The organism is Gilliamella sp. B14384G12 (genome assembly GCF_016101825.1).
Taxonomy (GTDB): Bacteria; Pseudomonadota; Gammaproteobacteria; order Enterobacterales; family Orbaceae; genus Gilliamella; species Gilliamella apicola_N.
On record NZ_JACFPU010000003.1, the window covers coordinates 18,452 to 41,925 of the forward strand.

17 protein-coding genes are annotated in these 23,474 nt (G+C 33.0%); 10 read left to right on the forward strand and 7 right to left on the reverse strand.

Going from position 1 to position 23,474, the window contains the following annotated elements; genetic code table 11:
• Nucleotides 1–5: 5 nt before the first annotated feature.
• Nucleotides 6–779 (reverse strand): peroxide stress protein YaaA, encoded by a 774-nt coding sequence (gene yaaA, locus H3S73_RS04485; RefSeq protein WP_198235948.1) that lies wholly within the window; start codon nt 777–779, stop codon nt 6–8.
• A 73-nt stretch (nt 780–852) separates the two neighbouring features.
• Here yaaA and H3S73_RS04490 point away from each other — a divergent pair, with 73 nt between their 5' ends.
• From H3S73_RS04490 to rnz, 3 genes are all read left to right on the forward strand, one after another.
• Complete coding sequence (locus H3S73_RS04490) at nt 853–1,080, forward strand: YccJ family protein (protein ID WP_025315495.1); 228 nt, start codon at nt 853–855, stop codon at nt 1,078–1,080.
• 60 nt (nt 1,081–1,140) lie between these two features.
• A complete protein-coding gene (locus tag H3S73_RS04495) occupies nt 1,141–1,575 on the forward strand; it encodes a lysozyme inhibitor LprI family protein (protein ID WP_198235949.1) in 435 nt (144 codons plus the stop codon).
• Between the two features lie 103 nt (nt 1,576–1,678).
• Nucleotides 1,679–2,596 (forward strand): ribonuclease Z, encoded by a 918-nt coding sequence (gene rnz, locus H3S73_RS04500; RefSeq protein ID WP_198235950.1) that lies wholly within the window; start codon nt 1,679–1,681, stop codon nt 2,594–2,596.
• Between the two features lie 262 nt (nt 2,597–2,858).
• Here the strand turns inward: rnz and H3S73_RS04505 are convergent, their stop codons facing one another.
• Complete coding sequence (locus tag H3S73_RS04505; protein WP_198235951.1) at nt 2,859–3,419, reverse strand: NAD(P)H-dependent oxidoreductase; 561 nt, start codon at nt 3,417–3,419, stop codon at nt 2,859–2,861.
• Nucleotides 3,420–3,533: 114 nt separating this feature from the next.
• Here H3S73_RS04505 and H3S73_RS04510 point away from each other — a divergent pair, with 114 nt between their 5' ends.
• On the forward strand, nt 3,534–3,881 hold the full coding sequence (locus tag H3S73_RS04510) for a helix-turn-helix domain-containing protein (RefSeq protein ID WP_198228325.1): 348 nt from the start codon (nt 3,534–3,536) through the stop codon (nt 3,879–3,881).
• 45 nt (nt 3,882–3,926) lie between these two features.
• Here the strand turns inward: H3S73_RS04510 and argE are convergent, their stop codons facing one another.
• Nucleotides 3,927–5,090 (reverse strand): acetylornithine deacetylase, encoded by a 1,164-nt coding sequence (gene argE, locus H3S73_RS04515; protein ID WP_198236095.1) that lies wholly within the window; start codon nt 5,088–5,090, stop codon nt 3,927–3,929.
• Nucleotides 5,091–5,343: 253 nt separating this feature from the next.
• Between argE and H3S73_RS04520 the strand changes: the two genes are divergently transcribed.
• The 3 genes from H3S73_RS04520 to H3S73_RS04530 are packed head-to-tail and all read left to right on the forward strand — an operon-like array spanning nt 5,344 to nt 10,368.
• A complete protein-coding gene (locus H3S73_RS04520; RefSeq protein ID WP_198235952.1) occupies nt 5,344–6,417 on the forward strand; it encodes an HlyD family secretion protein in 1,074 nt (357 codons plus the stop codon).
• A gap of 13 nt (nt 6,418–6,430) precedes the next feature.
• Complete coding sequence (rbbA, locus tag H3S73_RS04525; RefSeq protein WP_198228321.1) at nt 6,431–9,232, forward strand: ribosome-associated ATPase/putative transporter RbbA; 2,802 nt, start codon at nt 6,431–6,433, stop codon at nt 9,230–9,232.
• 5 nt (nt 9,233–9,237) lie between these two features.
• Nucleotides 9,238–10,368 (forward strand): ABC transporter permease, encoded by a 1,131-nt coding sequence (locus H3S73_RS04530; RefSeq protein ID WP_198228319.1) that lies wholly within the window; start codon nt 9,238–9,240, stop codon nt 10,366–10,368.
• A 1,216-nt stretch (nt 10,369–11,584) separates the two neighbouring features.
• Here H3S73_RS04530 and H3S73_RS04535 read toward each other — a convergent pair.
• From H3S73_RS04535 to H3S73_RS04545, 3 genes are all read right to left on the reverse strand, one after another.
• Entirely contained in the window at nt 11,585–12,406 is an 822-nt protein-coding gene (locus H3S73_RS04535; RefSeq protein WP_198228317.1) for a helix-turn-helix transcriptional regulator, read from the reverse strand.
• Between the two features lie 117 nt (nt 12,407–12,523).
• On the reverse strand, nt 12,524–13,789 hold the full coding sequence (locus H3S73_RS04540; protein WP_144091477.1) for a Y-family DNA polymerase: 1,266 nt from the start codon (nt 13,787–13,789) through the stop codon (nt 12,524–12,526).
• Nucleotides 13,786–14,232 (reverse strand): LexA family transcriptional regulator, encoded by a 447-nt coding sequence (locus H3S73_RS04545; RefSeq protein ID WP_198235953.1) that lies wholly within the window; start codon nt 14,230–14,232, stop codon nt 13,786–13,788. Before H3S73_RS04545 ends, H3S73_RS04540 begins: the two co-directional genes overlap by 4 nt.
• 946 nt (nt 14,233–15,178) lie before the next feature.
• On the opposite strand from H3S73_RS04545, the gene H3S73_RS04550 reads away from it, so the two are divergent.
• The gene (locus H3S73_RS04550; RefSeq protein WP_025315506.1) at nt 15,179–16,162 is read left to right on the forward strand and encodes an AEC family transporter; all 984 of its coding nucleotides are present in this window, start codon (nt 15,179–15,181) and stop codon (nt 16,160–16,162) included.
• Nucleotides 16,163–16,415: 253 nt separating this feature from the next.
• Here the strand turns inward: H3S73_RS04550 and H3S73_RS04555 are convergent, their stop codons facing one another.
• Nucleotides 16,416–16,925 carry a DUF2867 domain-containing protein gene (locus H3S73_RS04555; RefSeq protein WP_198235954.1) on the reverse strand — a complete coding sequence of 170 codons (510 nt, stop codon included), beginning with the start codon at nt 16,923–16,925 and terminating at the stop codon, nt 16,416–16,418.
• A 910-nt stretch (nt 16,926–17,835) separates the two neighbouring features.
• Here H3S73_RS04555 and H3S73_RS04560 point away from each other — a divergent pair.
• Both H3S73_RS04560 and H3S73_RS04565 read left to right on the forward strand, forming a co-directional pair.
• Nucleotides 17,836–20,958 carry a type VI secretion system Vgr family protein gene (locus H3S73_RS04560; RefSeq protein ID WP_198235955.1) on the forward strand — a complete coding sequence of 1,041 codons (3,123 nt, stop codon included), beginning with the start codon at nt 17,836–17,838 and terminating at the stop codon, nt 20,956–20,958.
• Nucleotides 20,959–20,968: 10 nt separating this feature from the next.
• Nucleotides 20,969–23,470 (forward strand): hypothetical protein, encoded by a 2,502-nt coding sequence (locus H3S73_RS04565; RefSeq protein WP_198235956.1) that lies wholly within the window; start codon nt 20,969–20,971, stop codon nt 23,468–23,470.
• Nucleotides 23,471–23,474: the final 4 nt, after the last annotated feature.

Genomic DNA, 23,474 nt, shown 5'->3' on the forward strand with positions numbered 1-23,474 from the left:
TTATGTTATTGGTGATTACGAATAAAGTACCAATCTAATTCAGTTGACCGTTTCGAGTCAAATTGATAACCAGAAAGATTAAAATCTTTAATATCATTACTCTTATCAATGCCATTTTTTATAATATAACGGCTCATAAGTCCACGCGCTTTTTTGGCGTAAAAGCTAATAACTTTATATTCGCCTTTGCTTTGATCTAAAAAAATGGGCTGAATAATTGTCGCTTTCAACTGTTTAGTTTTAATGGCTTTAAAATATTCATTTGACGCTAAATTGATTAAGGTCGGATGAGTGGATTTGCTGAGTTCTTTATTGAGATGATCGGTTAGATGATCGCCCCAAAATTGATAAAGATTACTGTTATTGCCATTTTTTAAACGTATGCCCATTTCTAAACGGTAAGGTTGTATTAGGTCAAGCGGTCTTAATACACCATACAGTCCAGACAGTATTCGTAAATGTGATTGAGCAAATTGAAGATCATTATCATTAAAATCTTCTACATTAAGCCCCTCATAAACATCCCCTTTAAAAGCTAATATCGCTTGTCTTGCATTATTTAAATTAAAATCAGAATGCCAATTTTGGAAACGTTCATGATTTATCTCAGCTAATTTAGGACTGATGGACATCAGTTTAGCCAAATCATCAACCGTTAATTTTTTACAATCTGTGATGAGTTTTTCTGAATACGAAATAAATTGTGGCAAAGTATGTTTTTTAGTTATTAATGGGCTTTGATAATCAAGCGTTTTAGACGGAGAAATAATCGTTAGCATAAGCGATTGCCTATTGTAATTTGCATAGTTTGGGGTTATTTTACACCTAATCAACCAAAAGAGGAGTGATAAAATGAATCCAACCAAAAAAGATATACATGATATTCGTTCTTGGGCTAGTGTTCGTGAAACTTCTATTGAGATTGCCGAAGCTATTTTTGAATTAGCTAATGATGATGAAAAACTAGCAGAACAGATTTGGGAAGAAGGAAGCGATGAAGTATTAAAACTCGCTTTTGCTAAAACCAAAGCCGATAAGCTCTTTTGGGGTGAGCAAACTATCGAACGTAAAAACGTTTGATTTATGACATAAATCACGATTTTAAATAAATTTTTGTTATTTACAGGATGTTTAAGTTATATGAAAATAATAAAATTAATGATTATATTTATTATTATTACACCATTATCTGTTTTTGCTGATTCAAAATACGCTAATTTAAATCAATATGAATTACGGCTTTATTGCAGTAATAATACTCTTTCAGAAGCAGAACTGACTGAATGTTTAGAAAAAATTTTTTATACCAGTCAAGCTGAGTTAGATAAATCGCAGCAGAATTTTTTTAATGCACTTTCAAATTGGGATGAAGACAAAGAGTATATCGTAATTGCAAAAAATAAACTTAAAAAAGCTAATAAAGAATTTATTAAATATCGTGATTTACAGTGTGACTTTGCTTATTCGTTAGGGGGCGGAGCAATTGGTAATGCTCTAAATATGTATAAATTCTCTTGTCTAGCCGAACTAAATTTTCAACGAGCAAAACAACTTGATCTATATCGGTCTAATTGATGGTAACTGTTATAGAATTTTTTTTACTTATTGTATCTAAATAAAGTTAGGTATTGTTATTCTCAGTATGTAATAAGACATCCAACAACAGATTGATATAGTTATGAAATTAACTTTTTTAGGAACAAGCGCAGGTTTACCAACCGCTGAGCGGAATGTAAGTAGTATTATGCTCGATCTCCGACAAGAGAGAGGGCGATTATGGCTTTTTGATTGTGGTGAGGCAACTCAAATGCAAATGCAGAAAGCAAAATTTAGCTTAGCCAAATTAGAGATAATTTTTATAACACATTTACATGGTGATCATCTGTTTGGTTTACCGGGTGTTTTAACTACACGTTCATTAATCCAAAATCAATCAGAACTAACTTTGGTTGGCCCCAAAGGTATCAAACAATTTATTCAAACTGTGATTGATATTAGTTATTCTTGGCTAACTTATCCTTTAAACATTATTGAACTTGAGCAAGATGGTTTAGTATTTGAAGATACTAAATTTCGGGTTGAAGCCAAATTATTAGCGCATCGAGTACCTTGTTTTGGTTATCGTGTTATGGAAAAGGATTTGCCACCTGTCTTAGATATCGACAAATTACAGCAAGATAATATTAATGCTGGTTCACATTATGCCTATTTAAAAGAAGGCAAAACAGTAACACTAGCCGATGGTCGTGTCATCGATGGTCGTAATTATCTTGGTGATTTTAAACAAGGGAAAAAATTGGCTATTTTAGGCGATACAATACTTTGTGATGCTTCAATTGAATTAGCTAAAGATGTTGATGTACTTGTCCATGAAGCAACGCAAGAAGATGCATTAGAACAAAAAGCAATTGAGCGAGGTCATTCTACTACTGTTCATGCGGCGATGATTGCTAAACAAGCCAATGTTAAAAGATTGATTATGACGCATATAAGCCCTCGATATTCCCTTAATGACAATGCCAAATTAGTTAATGAGGCTAAGAACATTTTTAACCATACTGAAATCGCAACTGATTTTGCCACCTTCCAAATATAGAAAATATGCCGACATTATTGTCTAGTTTGCTGATATTTCAGTCAGCAATAAAATTTTGCAAGAAAAGCTAATTGAGCCTAAAAATTATAGATATTTGTAAAAAATATTCAGGAGTCTATACCGTTTCATTTTTTATTCAGAATAAAATCATCAAATGCCAATTACATTAGAAAAAATTAATAAATATGCCGTATATTTATTAATTTTTTAGTCATAGTAGATTTATTTAGTAATAAGCATGAATGAACTTTAATGACCTATTTTAAATTAGCATTCCTAATTTTTTCATCCAATTCACATAATCATCTGCACTTTTATCGATATCTTTTTGTGTAATTTTATCTGGATAATCTGGCTCATTATTTGCGCCATAAATTGCAAAAATGGGCTGATAATCAGCCTGAACGTAATTTATTGTTAATTCAAAAGGGCTGAGAATTTGCTCAAGTGTATATTTATAATGTCCGGTTTTAGAATAGTCCGCTTTCTTTATACCTGCCGAAACCGCTAAACCTACTTTTTTACTTCTTAATTTATCGCCCATGGCACCAAATGCCCATCCATAGGTGAAAACTTCATCCAACCATTGTTTTAATAATGGTGGACAATTAAACCAATATATCGGAAATTGAATTACTAAATTTTGATGATTTTCAATTAAGTTTTGTTCGAAACTAGAGTCTATTTTAAAAAAGGGATAGTAAGAATATAAATCATGTATGGTTACTTGTTCATAATACTGATTTAATCTATTAATCCAACATCGGTTAACACTTGAAGAGGCTAAGTGAGGATGAGCAACAATCACTAAAGTGCGTTTCATTGTAAAATATTCCTTCTATATTATTATCAATAATTAAGTCATACTAATATTAATACGATTAATTTTAAAGTACGGTAATTACCGTTATGTACTATCTTTATGGAAAGTGTCAACATGGAAAATCATCATTGTGCCGAAGAGCATTTTGAGAATAGTGGATTTAATTACACACTCTCAATGATTCGAGGTAAGTATAAGATTGTGATTCTTTATTGGTTAAACGAGAATCAGCCAACAATGCGATTTAATCAACTTAAACGAAGCATTAATAATATTTCTTTTAAAACACTGAGTAATACCCTAAAAGAGATGGAAAAAGATAAATTAATTTTTAGAAAAGAATATCCGCAAATTCCGCCTAAAGTGGAATATGGGTTATTAGAAAGAGGTAAATCTTTAGTTCCTATTTTAGATATGCTTTGCCAATGGGGAAATAATCATAAAGATGACCCATTATCATAATCTGAAAAAACTTTATTCGCCGACATGGTCGGCGTATTTATATGACTAAAGACAGAAATCTTTAATTAAATTTTCAATAGTTAATTTTGTTGGTTTTATAAAATCCATCGAAATAAATTCGTCAGGTTGATGAGCTTGTTCAATCGATCCTGGTCCTAAAACAATGGTTGGAGCAATTTGATTTAAATAGGGGGCTTCAGTACTGTAATTAACGGTTTGTGCTTGATGACCGACTAATTTTTCTATGTGTTGTAATGCTGGATGATCTTTTTTACACTCATAGCCTGGAATTGGTGAGACTTCATATTCTACTGCTATACGATTAGGGTATTTCTCCATCACAGGTTGCAATGCTTCACATAATGCATTATAGAGCGAATCAACATCATTATCTGGTAATACCCGTATATCAATAATTAATTCACAACAGCCGCATATACGGTTTGCTGCATCGCCTCCATGAATTACACCTAAATTTAGAGTCGGGTAGGGCACACTAAAGCCTTCATTATGATATTGTTCTTTAAATTTTTGTTTAAGGAGTAATAAACGTTCAATGACTAAATGCATAATTTCGATAGCGTTAATACCTTTGTCTGGATCGCTTGAGTGACCAGATTTACCAATAACTTTAATTGAGTTAGATAAAAATCCTTTGTGAGCACGGATAGGGATTAATGAGGTGGGTTCTCCAATGATGGTACAATCGGGTTGTAATTGTGTTTGTCGGGCAAAAAACGATGCGCCCGCCATTGAAGTTTCTTCATCGGCAGTGGCAAGTACATAGATTGGTTTAGTCAGTTTTTTTAGGTCTATATCTCGTAATGCATCTAAAATAAAAGCAAAAAATCCTTTCATATCAGCAGTACCAAGTCCATATAAATTGTTATTTTCTTCGGTTAATTTGAAAGGATCTTTTGTCCATTGTCCTTCATCAAAAGGGACAGTGTCACTATGGCCACTAAGTAATAATCCACCTTGTGTGCTATTTTCATCATTGGTATACGTTGCTAGCATATTGTATTTATCGCGAGTATTCGGAACGGGTTGTATATCGATAGTAAAACCCAAATCCGAAAACCACGATGCTAATTTTTCGATGAGAATTTTATTGGAGTAATCTAATTTTTCATTAGTAACATTGCTAATTGTTGGGGTTGAGATAAGTTCATTATATAGTGTTAAAAAAGATGGAAGAGCCATAGAAATCACCTTAAAAAAATAGTCAATATGTCCTTTTACAAGGTGATAAGAATAGCACTTAGATGATTATTTGCATATCAGGGTATTTAAAATAATAATTTAAATTCAAATTTTTAACATTTCTTGCTGTTAACTATTGTGTTTATTTTATTTATAAAGAACTTTTGTTATTATTTAAACCATATGGATAAAGTTTACAAAAATTTATTATTCATTTAGTCTTTATAAAAATTAATTATATTCAAACAAGGCATTATTCATGAAAAATATTAGCAAGAAATGGATCATTATCGCGTTTATCGTTGTCGTGCTTGGTTTTGTTTTGTGGCAACAATTCAAAACCGATGGTTATGGACCCGATTTCATTAGTGGTAATGGGCGTATAGAAGCAACCGAAATCAACATATCTACCAAACTCGCAGGTAGAATTGAAAAAATTAATGTTGATGAAGGTGAATTTGTCACAGCAGGTCAGCCTCTGGTTATCATGCAAACTGATACTTTGCAAGCTAAGTTAAATGAAGCCCAAGCACAACATCGACAAGCAATGAGTAATGAAGCTACATCAAAAGCTCAAGTTGCCTTAAAAATGAGTGATAAAGTAGCTGCATTAGCAGGCGTTACTCAAAAAGAAAGTGATTTAGATATTGCGAATAAACATTTACAAAGAACGGCTACACTTTATCAAAAAGGTGCCATTTCAGTTCAACAATTTGATGATGATACCGCTAAAGTCAATAGCGCAAAAGCCGCTTTAGATTCCGCTAAATCCCAAGTAGCGGCTGCCGATGCAGCAATTGAAGCTGCGCAAGCAGGAGTTGAAAGTGCTCAATCAGAAATAAACGTTGCTCTAGCAAATATTAGACAAATTCAAGCTGATATCGATGACAGTACTTTGACTGCACCTGTTGATGGACGTATTCAATATCGTATCGCTCAACTTGGTGAAGTCTTACCTTCTGGCGGTAAAGTTTTGAACTTGGTCAATTTATCAGATGTGTATTTAACATTCTTTTTACCTGAAACCATTGTAGGTAAAGTCGCTATTGGTGATGAAGTTCGATTAGTTCTTGATGCTTTACCTGAAAAAGCCATTTCTGCCAAAATTTCATTTGTTTCAAGTGTTGCACAATTTACGCCTAAAACTGTAGAAACAAAAGATGAACGTCAAAAATTGATGTTTAGAGTAAGAGCGCAATTAAGCCCAGAACTTTTAAGATGTTATATTACCTACGTTAAAACAGGTCTTCCCGGTGTTGCTTGGGTAAGACTTGATCCTAATACGGAGTGGCCTTCAGAGTTATCTGATGTTGCAAAATGCCAAACAAAATAATTGGAGATAGCAAATGTCAGAATCGGATAAAAAGGATTTAGCTTTACTTGCTGAAGGTAAAACCCTTGATGATGCTGTAGTAAATGTTAGTAATGTAACCTTAAAATATAAAAAGACTTGTGCACTCAATGATATCAGTATTGCAATCCCACCAAGATGTATGGTGGGATTGATTGGACCTGATGGGGTAGGTAAATCCAGTCTATTATCATTGATTTCAGGGGCACATGTTATTCAAGAAGGATTAGTGTACGTTCTCGATGGTGATATGAAAGATAAATCGCATCGAAAAAACGTTTGTACACGCATTGCTTATATGCCACAAGGATTAGGTAAAAATCTCTATCCTACACTTTCAGTTGAAGAAAATTTACAATTTTTTGCTCGCCTATTTGGTAATGACGCAGCGGAAAGACGACGCCGTATTGATGAATTAACTAAAAGCACGGGTTTATATCCCTTTTTATCCAGACCAGCGGGTCGCCTTTCAGGTGGTATGAAACAAAAGGTCAGCTTATGTTCTGCTCTGATTCATGACCCTGATTTACTTATTCTTGATGAACCGACTACGGGAGTTGATCCTCTTTCTCGCGCGCAATTTTGGCAATTAATCAATAAAATTCGTGAACAACGACCGCAAATGAGTGTGATTGTCGCAACGGCTTATATGGATGAAGCGCAAAACTTTGATTGGTTGGTTGCAATGTATGGCGGTAAAATTCTTGAAACAGGCACTCCACAAGCATTATTAGCCAAAACGGGTAAAAATAATTTAGATGATGCCTTTATTCAGTTAATGCCAGAAGATGCTAGGGAAGGTTATGAAGCCGTCGAAATCCCCCCATTAGCCATAAATCAAGATTTACAAGTTGCAATCGAAGCTAAAGACTTAACCAAACAATTTGGCGATTTTATTGCAGTTGATCATGTTAATTTTTCAATTAAACAAGGTGAGATATTTGGCTTTTTAGGATCAAATGGTTGTGGTAAATCAACAACCATGAAGATGTTAACTGGATTATTACCGATATCATCAGGCGAAGCGTGGTTATTTGGTAAACCTGTCGATGCCAGTGATATCAATGTTAGACGCCATTTAGGTTATATGTCTCAGGCATTTTCGCTTTATAGTGAATTAACTGTTGAACAAAATCTCATTTTACATGCACGCCTATTTGGTATTGAAGAAAGCAAAATACCAGCAAGAGTTAATGAATTACTTAAACGTTTTGGTTTAGAAAATGACGTAAAAAGTTTGCCGGAAAGTCTACCTTTAGGTGTTAAGCAAAGGCTTTCTTTATCGGTTGCGGTGGTTCATAATCCTGAAATTCTTATTCTGGATGAACCTACCTCTGGGGTCGATCCTATTGCTCGTGATGACTTTTGGCGTTTGATTATTGAACTATCCCGAAAGGATAAAGTAACCGTATTTATTACCACTCACTTTATGAATGAAGCTGCTCGTTGCGATAGAATTTCATTAATGCATGCAGGTAAAGTATTAGCCAGTGATACACCTGATAATATTATTCATTCTAAAAATGCGAACACTCTGGAAGAAGCGTTTATCCGTTATTTAGTTGATGCAGGGGCAGATGATACAAATATGGATGAAAAGGAGAGTGAAACATCCAAAACTGTAACGAATGAACCCGTTAAGGTAACCCAAGATACCCATCATCTACAAGGATTTAGCTTGACTCGTATGATTGGTTGTTTGTGGCGTGAAACATTAGAGTTATCACGTGATCCTTTGCGTGCTTTATTAGCCTTTTTAGGTTCAGCAATCTTAATGTTGGTTATGGGATACGGTATCACCATGGATGTACAGGATTTAAGATTTGCGGTGTTAGATCGTGACCAAAGTATTACCAGTCAAAATTACATTCTTAATCTTTCAGGATCTAAGCGCTATTTTATCGAAAAATCGCCAATTCTTGATTATGATGACATGGATCAAAGGATGAAAAGTAATGAAATCTCTTTAGCTATCGAGATACCGCCTAATTTTGGACGAGATATACAACGTGGAGATCCAGTTAATATCGGAATTTGGATTGATGGTGCTATGCCGTCTAGAGCAGATACGGTTAAAGGATATGTGCAAGGTATGCATCTTGCTTGGTTAAGTGAAAAAATAAAAACAACAACTGGAACAGAATCTAGCGCATTAGCAAACATTGAAACTCGATATCGGTATAATCCTGATGTTAAAAGTTTACAGGCAATGGTTCCGGCTGTAATTCCAATTCTATTATTAATGATTCCATCTATGTTAGCAGCGTTATCCGTTGTTCGTGAAAAAGAGATGGGATCAATCATCAATTTATATGTTACTCCTGTTACAAGAACAGAGTTTTTATTAGGTAAGCAAGTTCCTTATATTGTTATTTCGATGCTTAGCTTCTTATTACTCCTGATTATGGCTATCACCATATTTGATGTGCCGATAAAAGGAAGCTTCCTGACTTTATGTTTAGCTGGATTAGCTTATTGTGTTATTGCAACAGGGTTTGGATTGCTTGCCTCGACAGTGACACGCAGTCAAGTTGCAGTTATATTTTTAACCACGGTTGGTACGATGTTACCCGCAATACAATTCTCAGGATTACTTAATCCAGTAGCATCTTTAGAGGGTATTGGGCGATATATTGGTGAGGTGTATCCAACAAGTCATATGCTTGTTATTGCGCGAGGTGTTTTCAATAAAGCATTAGGACTTTTTGACTTACATAACTCAATATTTGTATTACTTATTACCATTCCGATTATACTTGGTGCAAGTATATTTCTCCTCAAGAAACAAGAAGGATAGATATTATGCAAGGTTTTATTAATATTTATCGCTTAGGTATTAAAGAATTATGGGGATTAATTCGTGATCCAATCATGTTATGTTTAATCGCCTACTGTTTTACAATTGATATTTATTCTGCTGCAACAGCAACTTCTGATTCGCTTCATCATGCTTCGATAGCAGTGGTTGATGAAGATGACTCGCCTTTATCAAGGCAAATTATTGCGGCATTTTATCCACCAATGTTTAATAAACCCGTTAAATTACATTCAATGGATGTTGTCGATCGTGGAATGGATACAGACACTTATACCTTTGCATTAAATATACCGCCTAATTTTCAACGCGATGTCTTAAATAATCAAAGCCCTGAAATTCAACTTAATGTTGATGCGACGCGAATGGGGCAGGCGTTTGTTGGAAATGGCTATATTACTCAAATCGTGAATAACGAAATAACAAAATATTTCAATCAAATAGATAAACCAACCAGTTTACCGGTTAACATTGAAGTTCATACAGCATTTAATCCAAATTTAACCCGCTCTTGGTTTGGTTCGGTTGTTGAAATTATTAACATTGTTACTACTTTGTCGATTATTTTGACAGGTGCTGCTTTAATGAAAGAACGTGAACACGGCACTATCGATCACTTACTTTCAATGCCAGTTACACCATTTCAAATTATGATCTCAAAAGTTTGGTCTATGGGTCTTGTCGTTCTGGTTTCAACATGGGGAGCTCTTTTAGTGGTTGTTCAAGGTTGGCTTAATGTACCAATTGAGGGATCGATTACTCTATTTTTGATTGGTGCCGCTCTGCACTTATTCGTGACAACGTCACTTGGTATCTTTATGGCTACCGTCGCTAAATCAACAGCACAGTTTGCGATGTTATTCATTTTAATTCTTCTGCCGTTACAGATGCTTTCTGGTGGCAGTACGCCACGTGAAAGTATGCCTGAAGTGGTTCAAAATATTATGTTGTTTGCACCTACCACTCACTTTGTTGAATTAGGGCAAGCCATTTTATATCGTGGTGCCGGTTTAAGTGTAGTTTGGACTTCCTATGCTTGGCTTCTAGCCATTGGTTGTGTGTTCTTTCTCATTGCCCTTAAACGTTTCCGTAGTTCAATTGTCAATATGGGATCATAAGATCCCATATCTTCATAATATGACAAAATGATTTATTTTGTCTCTTTTTGACTTGTTATTCTTTTTCATCACTATTATTGCAATAGACACATTTTTTTATGCATACAAAAGGTATCTATACAGAATAAGATATTCGGTAATATTAAATCAGTACATCTAATTTATAACCATAATAAGATCTGTCATTGATTTCATAATTAGAAAAAAATTATAATAAATTAATAAGTTATTTCAAAATGACTCAAGTGGTTTACATAACAAAACGTACAATATCTTTAATAAAAAATCTAAATATAATTTTTTAGAACTAGGCAATAGTATTCAATATAAATAGATCATTTGAGTCTATTTCAAAAAACAATGAATCATGATTTTGAATAAAAATGTTACTTATCTGTATAAATTAGAAATAAAAAGGTACAATATTTGTATCCTCTCAAATAGATAGATATGTATATTTTCTTATTAATTATCAATTAGTAAGCATTAAGAAATCGTGCAAATCTCATCATGTCATGCGACTTGTAAATCTCAATCTTAAGGTTATGTAAACAAATTGAAAGATTTTGTTAATAAAATGAATTTAATTGTTATTTTTTTTACAAAATTACTTGTTATAATTTAGCACATATCGCAAATGAGGTTGGGTATTAAATCATACCAACATTGTAGTTTGGGATAGGCTATTTATAGAAATACTGTCATTTTATGGATATTTTGATAGTGTAAAAAAATCAGTATTAATCCTTTTAATTCTAAAAGGAATTAGAACTAAAAGGAATTAGTTATAAAGGGAAATAGTTCTAAGGAAAAAATATCTGATTTAATTGGTATCAAAGTAAAGGTCATTTTGGCTTATTACCCATGGAAGACTGGTATCACTAAAAGCCTTTGCAATTTTGCCATGGAAGGCATTATTGCAAACTCCAACCTAGTTTTTTAACGTTTATTAATTCTTTTTGTGCAAATCCGAACTCCACTGATACTATCTAACTTTGATACTAATTGTTTTTAAGATAAATAATTATAATTCTACATAAATAGGGTAATTTGTTGATAACTGATTTGCAGTAATCTATTTGTGTTTAAAAATTTATCTTAAAAAAATACTGATATTTTAAAATGATAAAAACTTTTACTTGGACTAACTTTATCCAACAAATATTGGATATTAAAAAAAATCCCAATTAAATGAGATTTTTATATTAAAAAACGATTAATTTCGTTTGGTATTTTTTAACTCTTTTGGTGATAATCCAAAATAAGCTCTAAATCGTTGAGAAAATCGAGCGGTAGATGAATAACCAACCATTGTGGCAATGTGTTCTGTTGAAAGACTCGATGTTTGTAATAAGTGAAGCGCACGTCCCATTAACACTTTTTCTTTTATTTTTTGGATATTTTCCCCTTCAAACTTTAATTTGCGATATAACGTCGCTTTACTCATGCAAATTTCTTTACTTACGTCATCTATTGTAATTTTTTTATTGTCGTTTCTTTTAAATATTTCGATAACTTTTAGGGTTGTTTCTTTTTGGCTAGGGAGGTAAGCTAAATTTGGATATCCCGAACTAACTAATAAATTGATGATCTCTTTTCTTCGGTTTTCTATTATATCTTCTGTTGCCCAATCTAAACATTCAATAAGCTGAGATATGCATTTGTATAAAGCGTTATTAGCTTTACCAAATGTGTATGTTTCAGATTTATTAGTATTATTATTTATTATATTATTATCAAAATCAGAAAATTCAAATTCAACGAGTACCGCAAAATAATTGGTATTGGCAGGAATATTTCGCATATTCATTGTTTGTACATCAGTAAAAAAAACAAAATTACCTACATTACATGCGACTTTGGTTTCATTACCAACGATTTTACATCCATTTAATACAACAACCAGCAGTGGTTTTAATATAGGTATATTAGAGAGATCTTGTTGTAGCTTTGATTTATAAGTTGAAACACACTTTTTATGATTCAATGTAGTACTTAACGTTTTGAGTCTTTCTATTTCTAATTCTGTATCTTTCATCCTAATCAATCCGTTTTTATGTTATGGTCAATTATTGAGGATATTCAATATCCATCGCTAGAATCAATGTTACCCTTGAGCTTATTATATATAATAATGATTACTATTTTTAGTTATTTATTTCACTAATGGTAATTCATTCCAATGAGTTGTATAACGTTTGCTTAATAATTGACGTTTTATTTGCCAAGGCGCAGACTTTTGTATTCCTCCTAATTGGATCGTATTTTTACCCATTTTTTGATTAATGCTATCAATTGTTTTCATAAGTTTGTCGTTTTTATGCAGCGATGGATTTGTTAAAGGTGTAGTGAAAAAGTCTGGTTGTGAATGGCTGTTTTTAATTTTTAGGTCCAATAACATTATCCCTGATTTCATAAATAAAACATCTTGCTTATATATTGCCAGCAAACCTTTTTGTGCTGCGTGAATAATTAATCGTGAGTCATCTGTTGGAAAAGAGAGTGGTACTACGATTGATGGGTGATATTGATTTGAATTGTCACAAAAGCGATTCGTTTTTAAAAAGACTAGAATAGCGCTAGCGACAGATTGTTGTTGTCTAAGCTTTTCAGTTGCACGGCTTGCATGCAGACGAATCGCTTCTTGTAAATCAAATAGTGTACTCGTTAAACGACCAAAACTACGTGATATCATGATATTTTTCTTCGGAGTGGATAGGTCATCTAACTCAATACAGTTAATACCTTGTAATTCTAATACGGTTCGTTCTAGCGTTACCGAAAAGTTCTTTCTAATATATTTTAGATTAGCTTGACGCAGATCCCATGCAGTATGAATATTGATTCTATTTAGTTTGTTTGCGATATGTCGACCTACGCCCCAAATATTATTAATTGAAAAAGTTTCTAATATATTTTTTAGTGATTTTTCATCTGTGGGTAAACAATAAACATTTTGATAAATGGCTTGTTTTTTGGCTATATGATTAGCTAACTTTGCCAATGTTCGCGTTGGAGCAATACCGATACTAACAGGAATACCCGTATCTCGTTTTACAACATTTTTTATTTTTAAACAATGTGCTGTTATATCTGTAAATCCATCTAGTTGAATAAAAGCTTCATCAATAGAATAAAGCTCAATACTCGGGGTATGGTTTTGTACAGTATCAAAGACCCGCTGACTCATATCACCATAAAGTTCATAATTTGAACTTAGCAAAATTATTTGTTTACGAATTTTAGATGGGATCTGATAAGCCGGCATCCCCATAGGTACTAATGGTTTTAATTCATTTGAACGTGCAATAACACAGCCATCATTATTGGATAAGATCCCAATTGGTTTTCCTTCTAATTTAGGATTAAAAACGCGTTCACACGAAGCATAGAAATTATTGCAATCAATTAGACCGATCATACATGTGCTCTTTTTCGTAATGAATGGATGGTATGTATAACAATCCCCCAAATATGAACATCTTTCCCCACTAAGGGAATTGGCGGATAAAGAGAATTACCTGACAATAAATGATGCTGGTTATCGAATATTCCAAGACATTTGCATGTTAACTCACCATCAACAGCGGCAACTACAATATCACCGATTTTAGGCTCCAAAGAACGATCAACAACTAACAAATCACCACTAAAAATACCATAATCGATCATAGAATCGCCCACGGCTTTAATATAATAGGTTGCGCTAGGATGCTTTACTAAATGTTCAGTCAAATTAAGTTTCGTTTCCAAATAATCATCTGCAGGGGATGGAAATCCAGCTCTTACTGGCGTATCAATTAAAGTTAAATAATTTTTATCGGCAGTATTAACCATGCCAAGTATAATACAATTATTACGCAAGTACGTTCTCCTTAAAATTAACATATAAATCTACTTCATTGTGTTATGGACATAAAGTTATAGACATATTAAAAAACGAATATGTGTATAAATATACAGTATAAAATAGCTGATACAAAAATTTTTGACTGTAAAAAAATAGAAATTGAGCAAAAAAACGCAATTGATATTAAGCAACAGCTAACATTTTTGGGCTTTCCAATTCTTGTGGAATTAAAAATAGTAGGGCAAAGATAAGCAATTTTTAACTTAAAAATAGTCCAAATGACATTATTGATTTTGTCATGCCATATAAATCGCTTACATTGTATTAATTATTCATTGATAGTTTAAAAACATAATTCACTATCTGTTATGTTAATTATTTATCTTGATAATATAAAGATAAGTAATTACATGTTGTTGTCATTCTTTTATATAAACAAATTAAATCAGTTTTTTAACTATAAAATTAGTAGCTTTTTATTGTTAATAAAGTGTTATAAAAAGCAGCAAAACAAAAGAGTTAATGGTCAAATTAACTTTTACCATAATTTAACACGCGTTTTCTCTGTGATCTTATTTATTGATTTTTATGAAATAAAACTTCGCCATTTAGTGGCGTCAAAGCAAAATTGAATGATTTTTTATTCTTTTTAAGATAGGTTGCAGACCTTGCTTAACACAAGTTAAAAAAGAATAAGTATAATACCGCGCAATTTACAGAATTTTCCATTTGATATAACAAAGGTTGACATATTAACAATGTATTCAGTTAAGCTTACATCATGTAAAACAACATTAAGCAATATAGAATTTCAAAAAACAAACATGCATTTTTACATGTAATAAATACATTCAACTTTGTTATCCGCTTTAGCTCGGTCTAAAAAAAATCTAATCAAAAGTTACCGAACAATTACCGAATTTGTATTTCAAGTAATATTATTTTAGGAGTTTTAAAAAAATGAATCTAATCTGGTCTGCAGTTGGACAAGTTGTAAGTTCTTGTCTTCCGGTTTTTTTACTTATTTTTCTTGGTTGGTTGTGTGTACAGCAAGGAATATTTACGAAAGATTCTAAAAAATTATTATCTGGACTTGTATCTAACTTTGTATTCCCAGCATTACTATTTGTGCATACATCACACGCTAAACCATCGCAAATATTCAATGGTATTTGGATGATTGCCTTTTTCTGCACGATGTCATTTTTATGGATCGTTTGTTTCTTAGTGAATAAATACGTTCTACATAAAGATCTCAAATCAACAGCCATGAGTTCAATGTTATGCTGCTTCCCAAATATGGGTGGAATGGGGGTTCCGTTCTTAACGTTAATGTTAGGCGCCTCATCTACAATTTCTGTTGCAGTCGCTAACTTTGTTGTGGCATTGTCATTAATTCCTATGACTATTTTTCTATTAGAATTATGTGACACCAAAATATCAGGTGGTAAAGTAACGGGTGCAATGGTTTTTAGTGCAGTAAAAAGTTCACTGATGAAACCAATGTTCTTAGGTGTTATTCTTGGTTTAGTGGTGAGTGTGACTGATGGTACGACTTGGATGCCACACTTTATATTTAACACTTTCGATATCATGTCTAATGCTTGTAACTTCATTTCGTTAATTGCGGTAGGTGTGGGTATCTATGGTGTTAAATTAAAAATGTCAAAACCACTTATGATCAACGTAGTTTTGAAAAGCTTCTTTACACCAGTTGTTGCGTTAATTGCTGTACATCTATTTGGTATCACAGGAATGGAAGCAGAAGAGTTAGTTTTCTTACTTGCAATGCCAACGGCATCAACAGCGGTTATTTTAGCTTATAACTGGAATGTTGAACAAGAACATGCATCAAGCATTTTCTTTGCTTCAACCGTTTTATCAATCTTTATTTTACCAACATTATTACTCATCATGGAATATACCATTCCAGGTGTGCAATAAGCATTTATAATCGATCCGAACCGCCTCATTTAGCTCGCCTAAATGGGGCTTTTTCATTAGTTTTATTTTTTATTATCATGTTTTCAATATCAATAAAAATTGCCATTCCTTAGTTTTCTTTGTGTTTTTATTTATGTTTTAACTTATTAATTAAAAATAAAATCCATCTGAAAGTAATCAGAATTTTTTATCTTTTTATAATTAAAACTAAAAGAACAACACCAAATAACAAAACATCAATATCATCATTTTATTATTTAAAATTACGAAATAATTGTCTAACTATAAATGGATGAAGAATAGAAACTGGCATCATATATAATTTTCCCCAAAAGTTATGATTATTAACTGAAGCAATAAGATACATTATATTAGTCTTCTCCGTATTATTAGTAATCCGTAAGCATAGACAAACATCAAGATGCGAGTCTTTTACCTGTAATATGAGTTTATCTTCAGTCTGTTCAATAATCGTAAAAAAATGGAGGGTATTTGAAGTTTCAAGATTGTGACGGGGTGGCTCAGGCTTATTAAATCCATGAACAGGTTTAATTCCAACTAATCTAACTAAAAAATCTCTTATTTTAAATAGAAACTCTAACCATTTAGGCTGATAAGATGTCATTATCTTATAAGCATCAAGCGCCGTAATATTTTTTGCTATGGCTATTGTTTGATAATCTAAATAATCTATTTTTTCGCCAACTAAGGTAATATCGTTAGGCAAAACAGCTAATATTTGTTGAATATGCTTTTTTTTCATTTTTCTATATTGGATACGTTAATTTAAATTTATAGCAAAATAACTCAAGTTAAACAGTAAGTTAATTTAAGAAAAATGCCTAATATGGATTATGTAATATTGTTATTATGGCACTATACCGTTACTTTTACTAGCAATGATAAATATCTTTCATTGAATTACTTCTATCCAAAAAATGCGTTTTTTTCTTAATTTTGTTAATAATAACGTTAAACCGTAAATGAACAAAAAAGACTCGTTTCCACAATTTTCTTAAACTCAGTAGCTATTTATTAACATGATTTATGAGTATAAATTAAATTTTAGGCATTTTATCTAATTAAATGGTATAGACTCCTGAATATTTTTTACAAAATTAATTTTAAATTATTAATATAATTAAATTATTTTGAATAATTTCAACTCGATTATTTAATCACACTAAAATCTTATTTATAGCCTTATCGGTAATTCTAAAAAGCATATTTTTTGGGTAATTGTGCAGTCCATTATTTTGTTTAAAAAGTTTCAGGTCATGGTTATGTTTCAGTAAAAATGATTTTTTAGATATAAATCTTAATAAAATTCAGTGAAAAATTATCCAATAAAAAATGAGCAAAATCCAAATGCTTTTAATCCTCTGTTGATCATGTTTAAGTGACAAATTTTTAATGATATTTTATTTTATTTATTAATAATATCAGTAAGTTATCTATCTAAATTAAATTTATAAAATTTTTTAAAAAATGTTGCAAATTACATAAAACAGTGTATTTTATATCAGTTTTGGATTGTTTTTAACGTAACTTCATAAAAATATTTAACTAATAATGGTAAATCATTAAAATAATCAATTTTTTAGTAAAAAATAATATTAAATAAATATTAATAATAAATAGTTTAATAAAACAAAGTTTTATTTGCAGCGCACATGAAATATATCGAGGATAGCATGGATAGAGGATTAACCAATCTGGTAAATCAATTGGATAATGGTTTAAGTCGTGGTTTAAAGCATGGTTTGGTTAATGGAGCTGGTCACAATCGCTATACGTTAAATATTGATGGTTTGTCTGCTGAGATTTCAATTTTACAGGTTGAAGGCAATGAGCAACTTAACCAGCCTTGGCATTACATGATTACTTTCACCAGCTCGGATAAACAACTTTCTGTTGAGTCATTTCTTAATCAAAATGCCCGTTTGAGTTTTAATCCTGCTAATTCTAGCCGTTTAAGCGACTTTGCAACTCAAGGAGTTAATGCACTTAATTCCTTAACTTCGGCTAATCCTTTAAATGCATTAAAACAGTCTGAGCCATTAAAACAGTTAGATAAGCTTAAACAATCCAATTCACTTAATTCTTTAACCCAGTTTAATCCGCTGAATCCGTTAAATTCACTATTATCTCAGGGTGGCTCACGCACTCTTTATGGTGTGATAACCCAGTTCAGTCAATTATCAGTCAGTAACGATGAAGCTCGTTATCAGGTTGTCTTATCCTCGCAATTAGCGAAACTGGCATTAAGTCATAACTGTGCTATTTTTCAGAATCAAAGTGTTATCAGTGTGGTTGAAGAGGTCTTGCGAGGTCATGGTTATACAGGAATTGATTATCGTTTAGCACTTAAAGAGCAGTACCCTGAACGTGAATTTATCACCCAGTGGCAGGAGAGTGACCTTGAATTTATTCAAAGATTGCTTGCTGATGTGGGGGTCTATTTCCGGTTTGAAACGCATGGTGAACACAATTGTGATGTGATGGTCATCAGTGATTATGAGCAAGGTTATCAGCAGGTGGCTGATATTGTGTACAAACAACCGAGTGGTACACTGGATAATGGCGTTGAAAGTGTCTGGGATATAACCTTACACAGTCAGATGGTGGAAGCTTCGGTACAAGTACAAGATTATAACTACCGCGATGCAGAGGCGAATTTACTCGGTGAAGTTAACAGCCAACAGAAAGATAACACCACTTATGGTACCGATTACCGTTATGATGAGCACTATAAAGGGTTAAATACCAATGGTTACAGCAATAATGGAATTGATAGTGACACCAACAATAATAATGATGACGATAATGATGAAAACAGTGGTGATATCGATACCGACGACGGTAACGGCAATAATAACGATAATAGCAGTGATATTAGCACTCATTCTGGTAATGCGAGTAATGGTGTTGAAAGTGGTGAATGGTATGCTCGCATTCGCCATGAACACGCCATTAGCCGTCAAATTGTTATCCGGGGTAAAAGTAATCAGGCCAATTTAGCTCCGGGTCAACATATCCGCATCAAAGGCAGTACGATTGCCGGAATAGATGAGGGGGTAATGATATTAACGGTGCAAGGTCAGGGAAACCGCAGTGAGGCTTATGAACTGAGTTTTACCGCTATTCCTTACCAGCCATTAAAACCTTACCGCCCGGAGCCGATTCCTTTCCCAACCATTGATGGCACGTTACCGGCACGGGTAACCAGTCCGGATAATGACACCTATGGTTATATTGATATACAAGGGCGTTATCGGGTTAAATTTAACTTTGATTTAAAAGAGTGGCGAAACGGTGAAGAGAGCTTATGGTTAAGACTGGCTAAACCATATGCAGGCAGTACCTATGGTTTTCACTTTCCACTGATTGATGGCACAGAAGTTGCGGTAGCGTTTACTAACGGTAATCCGGACCGACCTTATATCGCGCATGCGATGCATGACAGTCAACACCCTGACCATGTGACCACCATAAACAAACACCGAAATGTAATTCGTACCCCTGCTAACAACAAACTGCGGATGGATGATAAGCGGGGACAAGAGCACATCAAGTTAGCGACCGAATACGGTAAAACCCAGCTTAACATCGGGCATTTAGTTGACCAAAACAAAGAGCAGCGTGGTGAGGGATTTGAACTGCGCACCGATGAGTGGGGAGCGATTGCTGCCAATAAAGGCTTATACCTGACCAGTCAGACCGAGCCTAAGGCACAGGGTAAACAGCTTGATATGCAAGGTGCCATTACTCAGCTTGAAAATGCGTTATCAATTGCTAAAGCACTACAAAATGCAGCAACTGCCTCTGAAGCCCATGGTGCGGATACCGACAGTCAAGAACAACTTAAAGCGACATTAACCCAATTAGCCCAAAGTGGTATTCTTGCTTATGCACAAGAGGGCATCGCTTTAACCAGTCCTGAAAACATCCAATTGTCAACTTCAAATAGCGTTTCAATGACCAGTGAAAACCAAACTGACATTAATGCGTTAAAAAACATAACCGTCTCATCCGGTGAATCCATCGGTCTATTTGCCCATAAATCAGGAATGAAAGTCTTTGCTAACCAAGGTGATGTTAACGTTCAGGCGCAAAATGCCAACCTGAATATGGCCGCCAAGCAAGATATTAAAATAGACAGTGTCGATGGAAAATTAACGGTCACCGCAAGTGAAGATCTGAAGTTAATGTGTGGTGGTTCATACATCAAAATCAGTAGTGCTGGGATTGAATTGGGTACCGCTGATAATGTTTATATAAAAAGTAATGCATTACAGAAAATGGGACCAGCATCACTGTTTTTACCAAATACAGATCTTCCATTAAGCGTTGTTGAAATTGCAAAAGACTTGCCATATCAATTAAATCTTAAAATAGCCGATATTCCTGGTAGTATGGGAATAAATTATCCTAATACCTCATGGAGAATTGTTTCAGCCAACAGTTCAGATGATGCCCTAATGACAGATGATATTCTTTGTGAAGGAAAAACCTCTCAAGCAGGTGAATTATTGTTAACGGCTGAAGAGTCAAAATTATTATTAGTCCAATATAATAAACGCCCGGGATATTTATGGATCGTCAATAACAATATAGCTTATCAATTGCAATTTTCGAATCTAGAGGAAAGTAATAGTTTAAAAGCCAAGATTCAGGCTGCTCGAGCGATGGGTTATCATTTAAACACAATAAAAGAACAAAATCGTTTTTTGAAAGCTGTAGAAAATGATTCATTCATTAAGAAAAATCAGTTGGTTGATTCAATAAAAAAATAGTGGTACATAAATGAAGGAACACAATAAAACACAAGTAATACTTGATAAAAATAAAGAGCAAGAATACACATCAACTGTAACAGATGATATTTGGCTTTATGATATTAATGAGCAAAATAATAGAAACAATTTTGCAGAACCTATACATAACAACAGTGTAAAAAGTTATGTACAATCTTATGACTATTTTCAAGATTTACTCACTGCCATGAGAAGTGCTGAAAAAGAGATCTATATTACTGGTTGGCAAGTGAATTGGGATGCAATGTTAACTCCAGATTTACGACTTGTTGATATATTACTTGAAGTGACGCAAGGTAACGAAAATTTAAAAATTTTTATTTTACCTTGGGACGATTGTTCACCAGTAGAAACATATGATAATGAAGCTAAAATAGTATTGAGAAATTATATTAATGAATATATAGGGCGTGAAGCTATAGCTGTCAGATTACATAGTTCGAGCAATGATGAGCCTGGCTATAGTCTGGCAACTAAAAAATTTTTTTCTCATCATCAAAAATGTGTCATTATCGATAGAAAAATAGCATTTGTTGGAGGTATAGATTTGGCTTATGGTCGTTACAGTCATGGTTATAAATTAGATCCTAATGCTGATGAACGAAAAGTGGCAAATCGTTATAATCCTTGCATAGAGCCGATGGATAAACCCAAAAAAGAAATAACTTTATCTTTTAAAGTTAAAAATAGAAAATCATTAAAAAATAATAAAAAATATCAGAATGAAGTTTTTGTTGAAAAACGTTTGCAACGCCAAGAAAGCTCATTAGCTGATAATCAACCGATTATGCCATGGCAAGATATTCAAGTTAAAATTGAAGGAAAAGCGGTATTTGATCTGGTGACAAATTTTGTTTTACGATGGAATCAAGCTGATTATTCAAATGGTGAAACACGACCAAGATATAAGGACAATTATATAAATGACAGTAATAATGTAGTTAGCTTTGAATGCATTAGTCGTCGTTTATTTTTACCAACACAAGAAGAGTATGATGCTTTAGTAGATAAGGGAAATATAAGTGTTCAAATATTGAGAAGTGCATCTAGTAAAATGCGTGGAAAAGAAAAGAGTAACGTTTTTGCGTCTGATAGAAAAAAACTACAAAAAAATATTAAGGAAAATTTAGAAACTGTATCCGAACCTCAAAGTGATATCTACCGAATTATGCTTAAATTAATCAAGAAAGCAAAACGATTTATTTATATTGAAAACCAATTTTTCGTATCAGATTATGGGAATCCTGAACGAGTTCCCAGTGGTAAACTTTCTAAACCAGCAAATACTGAAAGTGGAATAATACCAAATGTGACAAGAAGTTTTTCAAATACAGGTAAAGATTTACCTGAAAATAAAATAGTAAAAGAATTGAGTGATAAAATAGCAAATGTTATTTTTGCATTAAAACAAGAACCATTTCATATTTATATTACATTACCAGTCCATCCTGAAGGGGTATTAAATGACGGATCTACGATGGCGATGATTCATCAAACAATGCAAACTATTTCATTTGGAAGTGACAGTTTGCTTAATCGAATTCGAAAACATTTATGGGTTTATCAGCAGCTAATTAAAGATGAAGTACCACGTAAAGAGTGGGGTAAAATGCGTTCGGCTTATTACGATAAAATTGGTAATAATTATCAAACTATTCCATTAGAAGAGTGCGATAAATATGTAACCTTGCTTAACTTGCGAAGTTGGACTCAACTAGGCGATCGTACCGTGACCGAGCAAATCTATGTGCATAGTAAACTTACTATAGTTGATGACCTTTATGTTTTAGTAGGGAGTGCCAATATTAATGACCGTAGTTTATTGGGCGGACGAGATTCAGAACTGGCCGCATTAATTGTTGATAATGATACAAAAATTGTAACTTGTTCTGAGCGAGGCATAAAGATACCCGTTAGAGCCTTTGCCTATCAATTACGCAAACAAATTTGGCAGGGTTTATATGGTGAAGGTTTAGAACAAGCTATTGAAGTACCTGAACTGGCTAGTAGCGTAAAAGCCATTCAATCAAGAGCCAAATCAAATACAGCAATTTATGAGTCAGTTTTTCCATTTATCCCAAGAAATTATTTACAAAAGTTTTATAAAGCTGAGGAAGATTTAGATACCTATGCATCGATTTGGCCTGCATTAGATTATGATAAATTGGAAGAGTATAAAAATATAAAATTGAAAGAAGAAAAAAGTGGTAAAGGAAAGCACAATTTATATAGAACGAACAAAGAACGTCATGAAAGTAATAAATATTTTTTAAACGATCAGGCAGAAGATAGAGATATCAAAAAATTATTAGAAAAAGATTATTTTAACGAAGAATTATTAATGCCTTTTAATGAAATTTTTTGGCAAAATTATAATATTAATGAAGAACAAAAATTAAAAGACATTAAAGGGTATATTACATTGGTACCTATACATTGGACTAAAGGAGAAAATAATGCTATTCCTTTTCATATTAGGCTGTTAACTTAGGGGG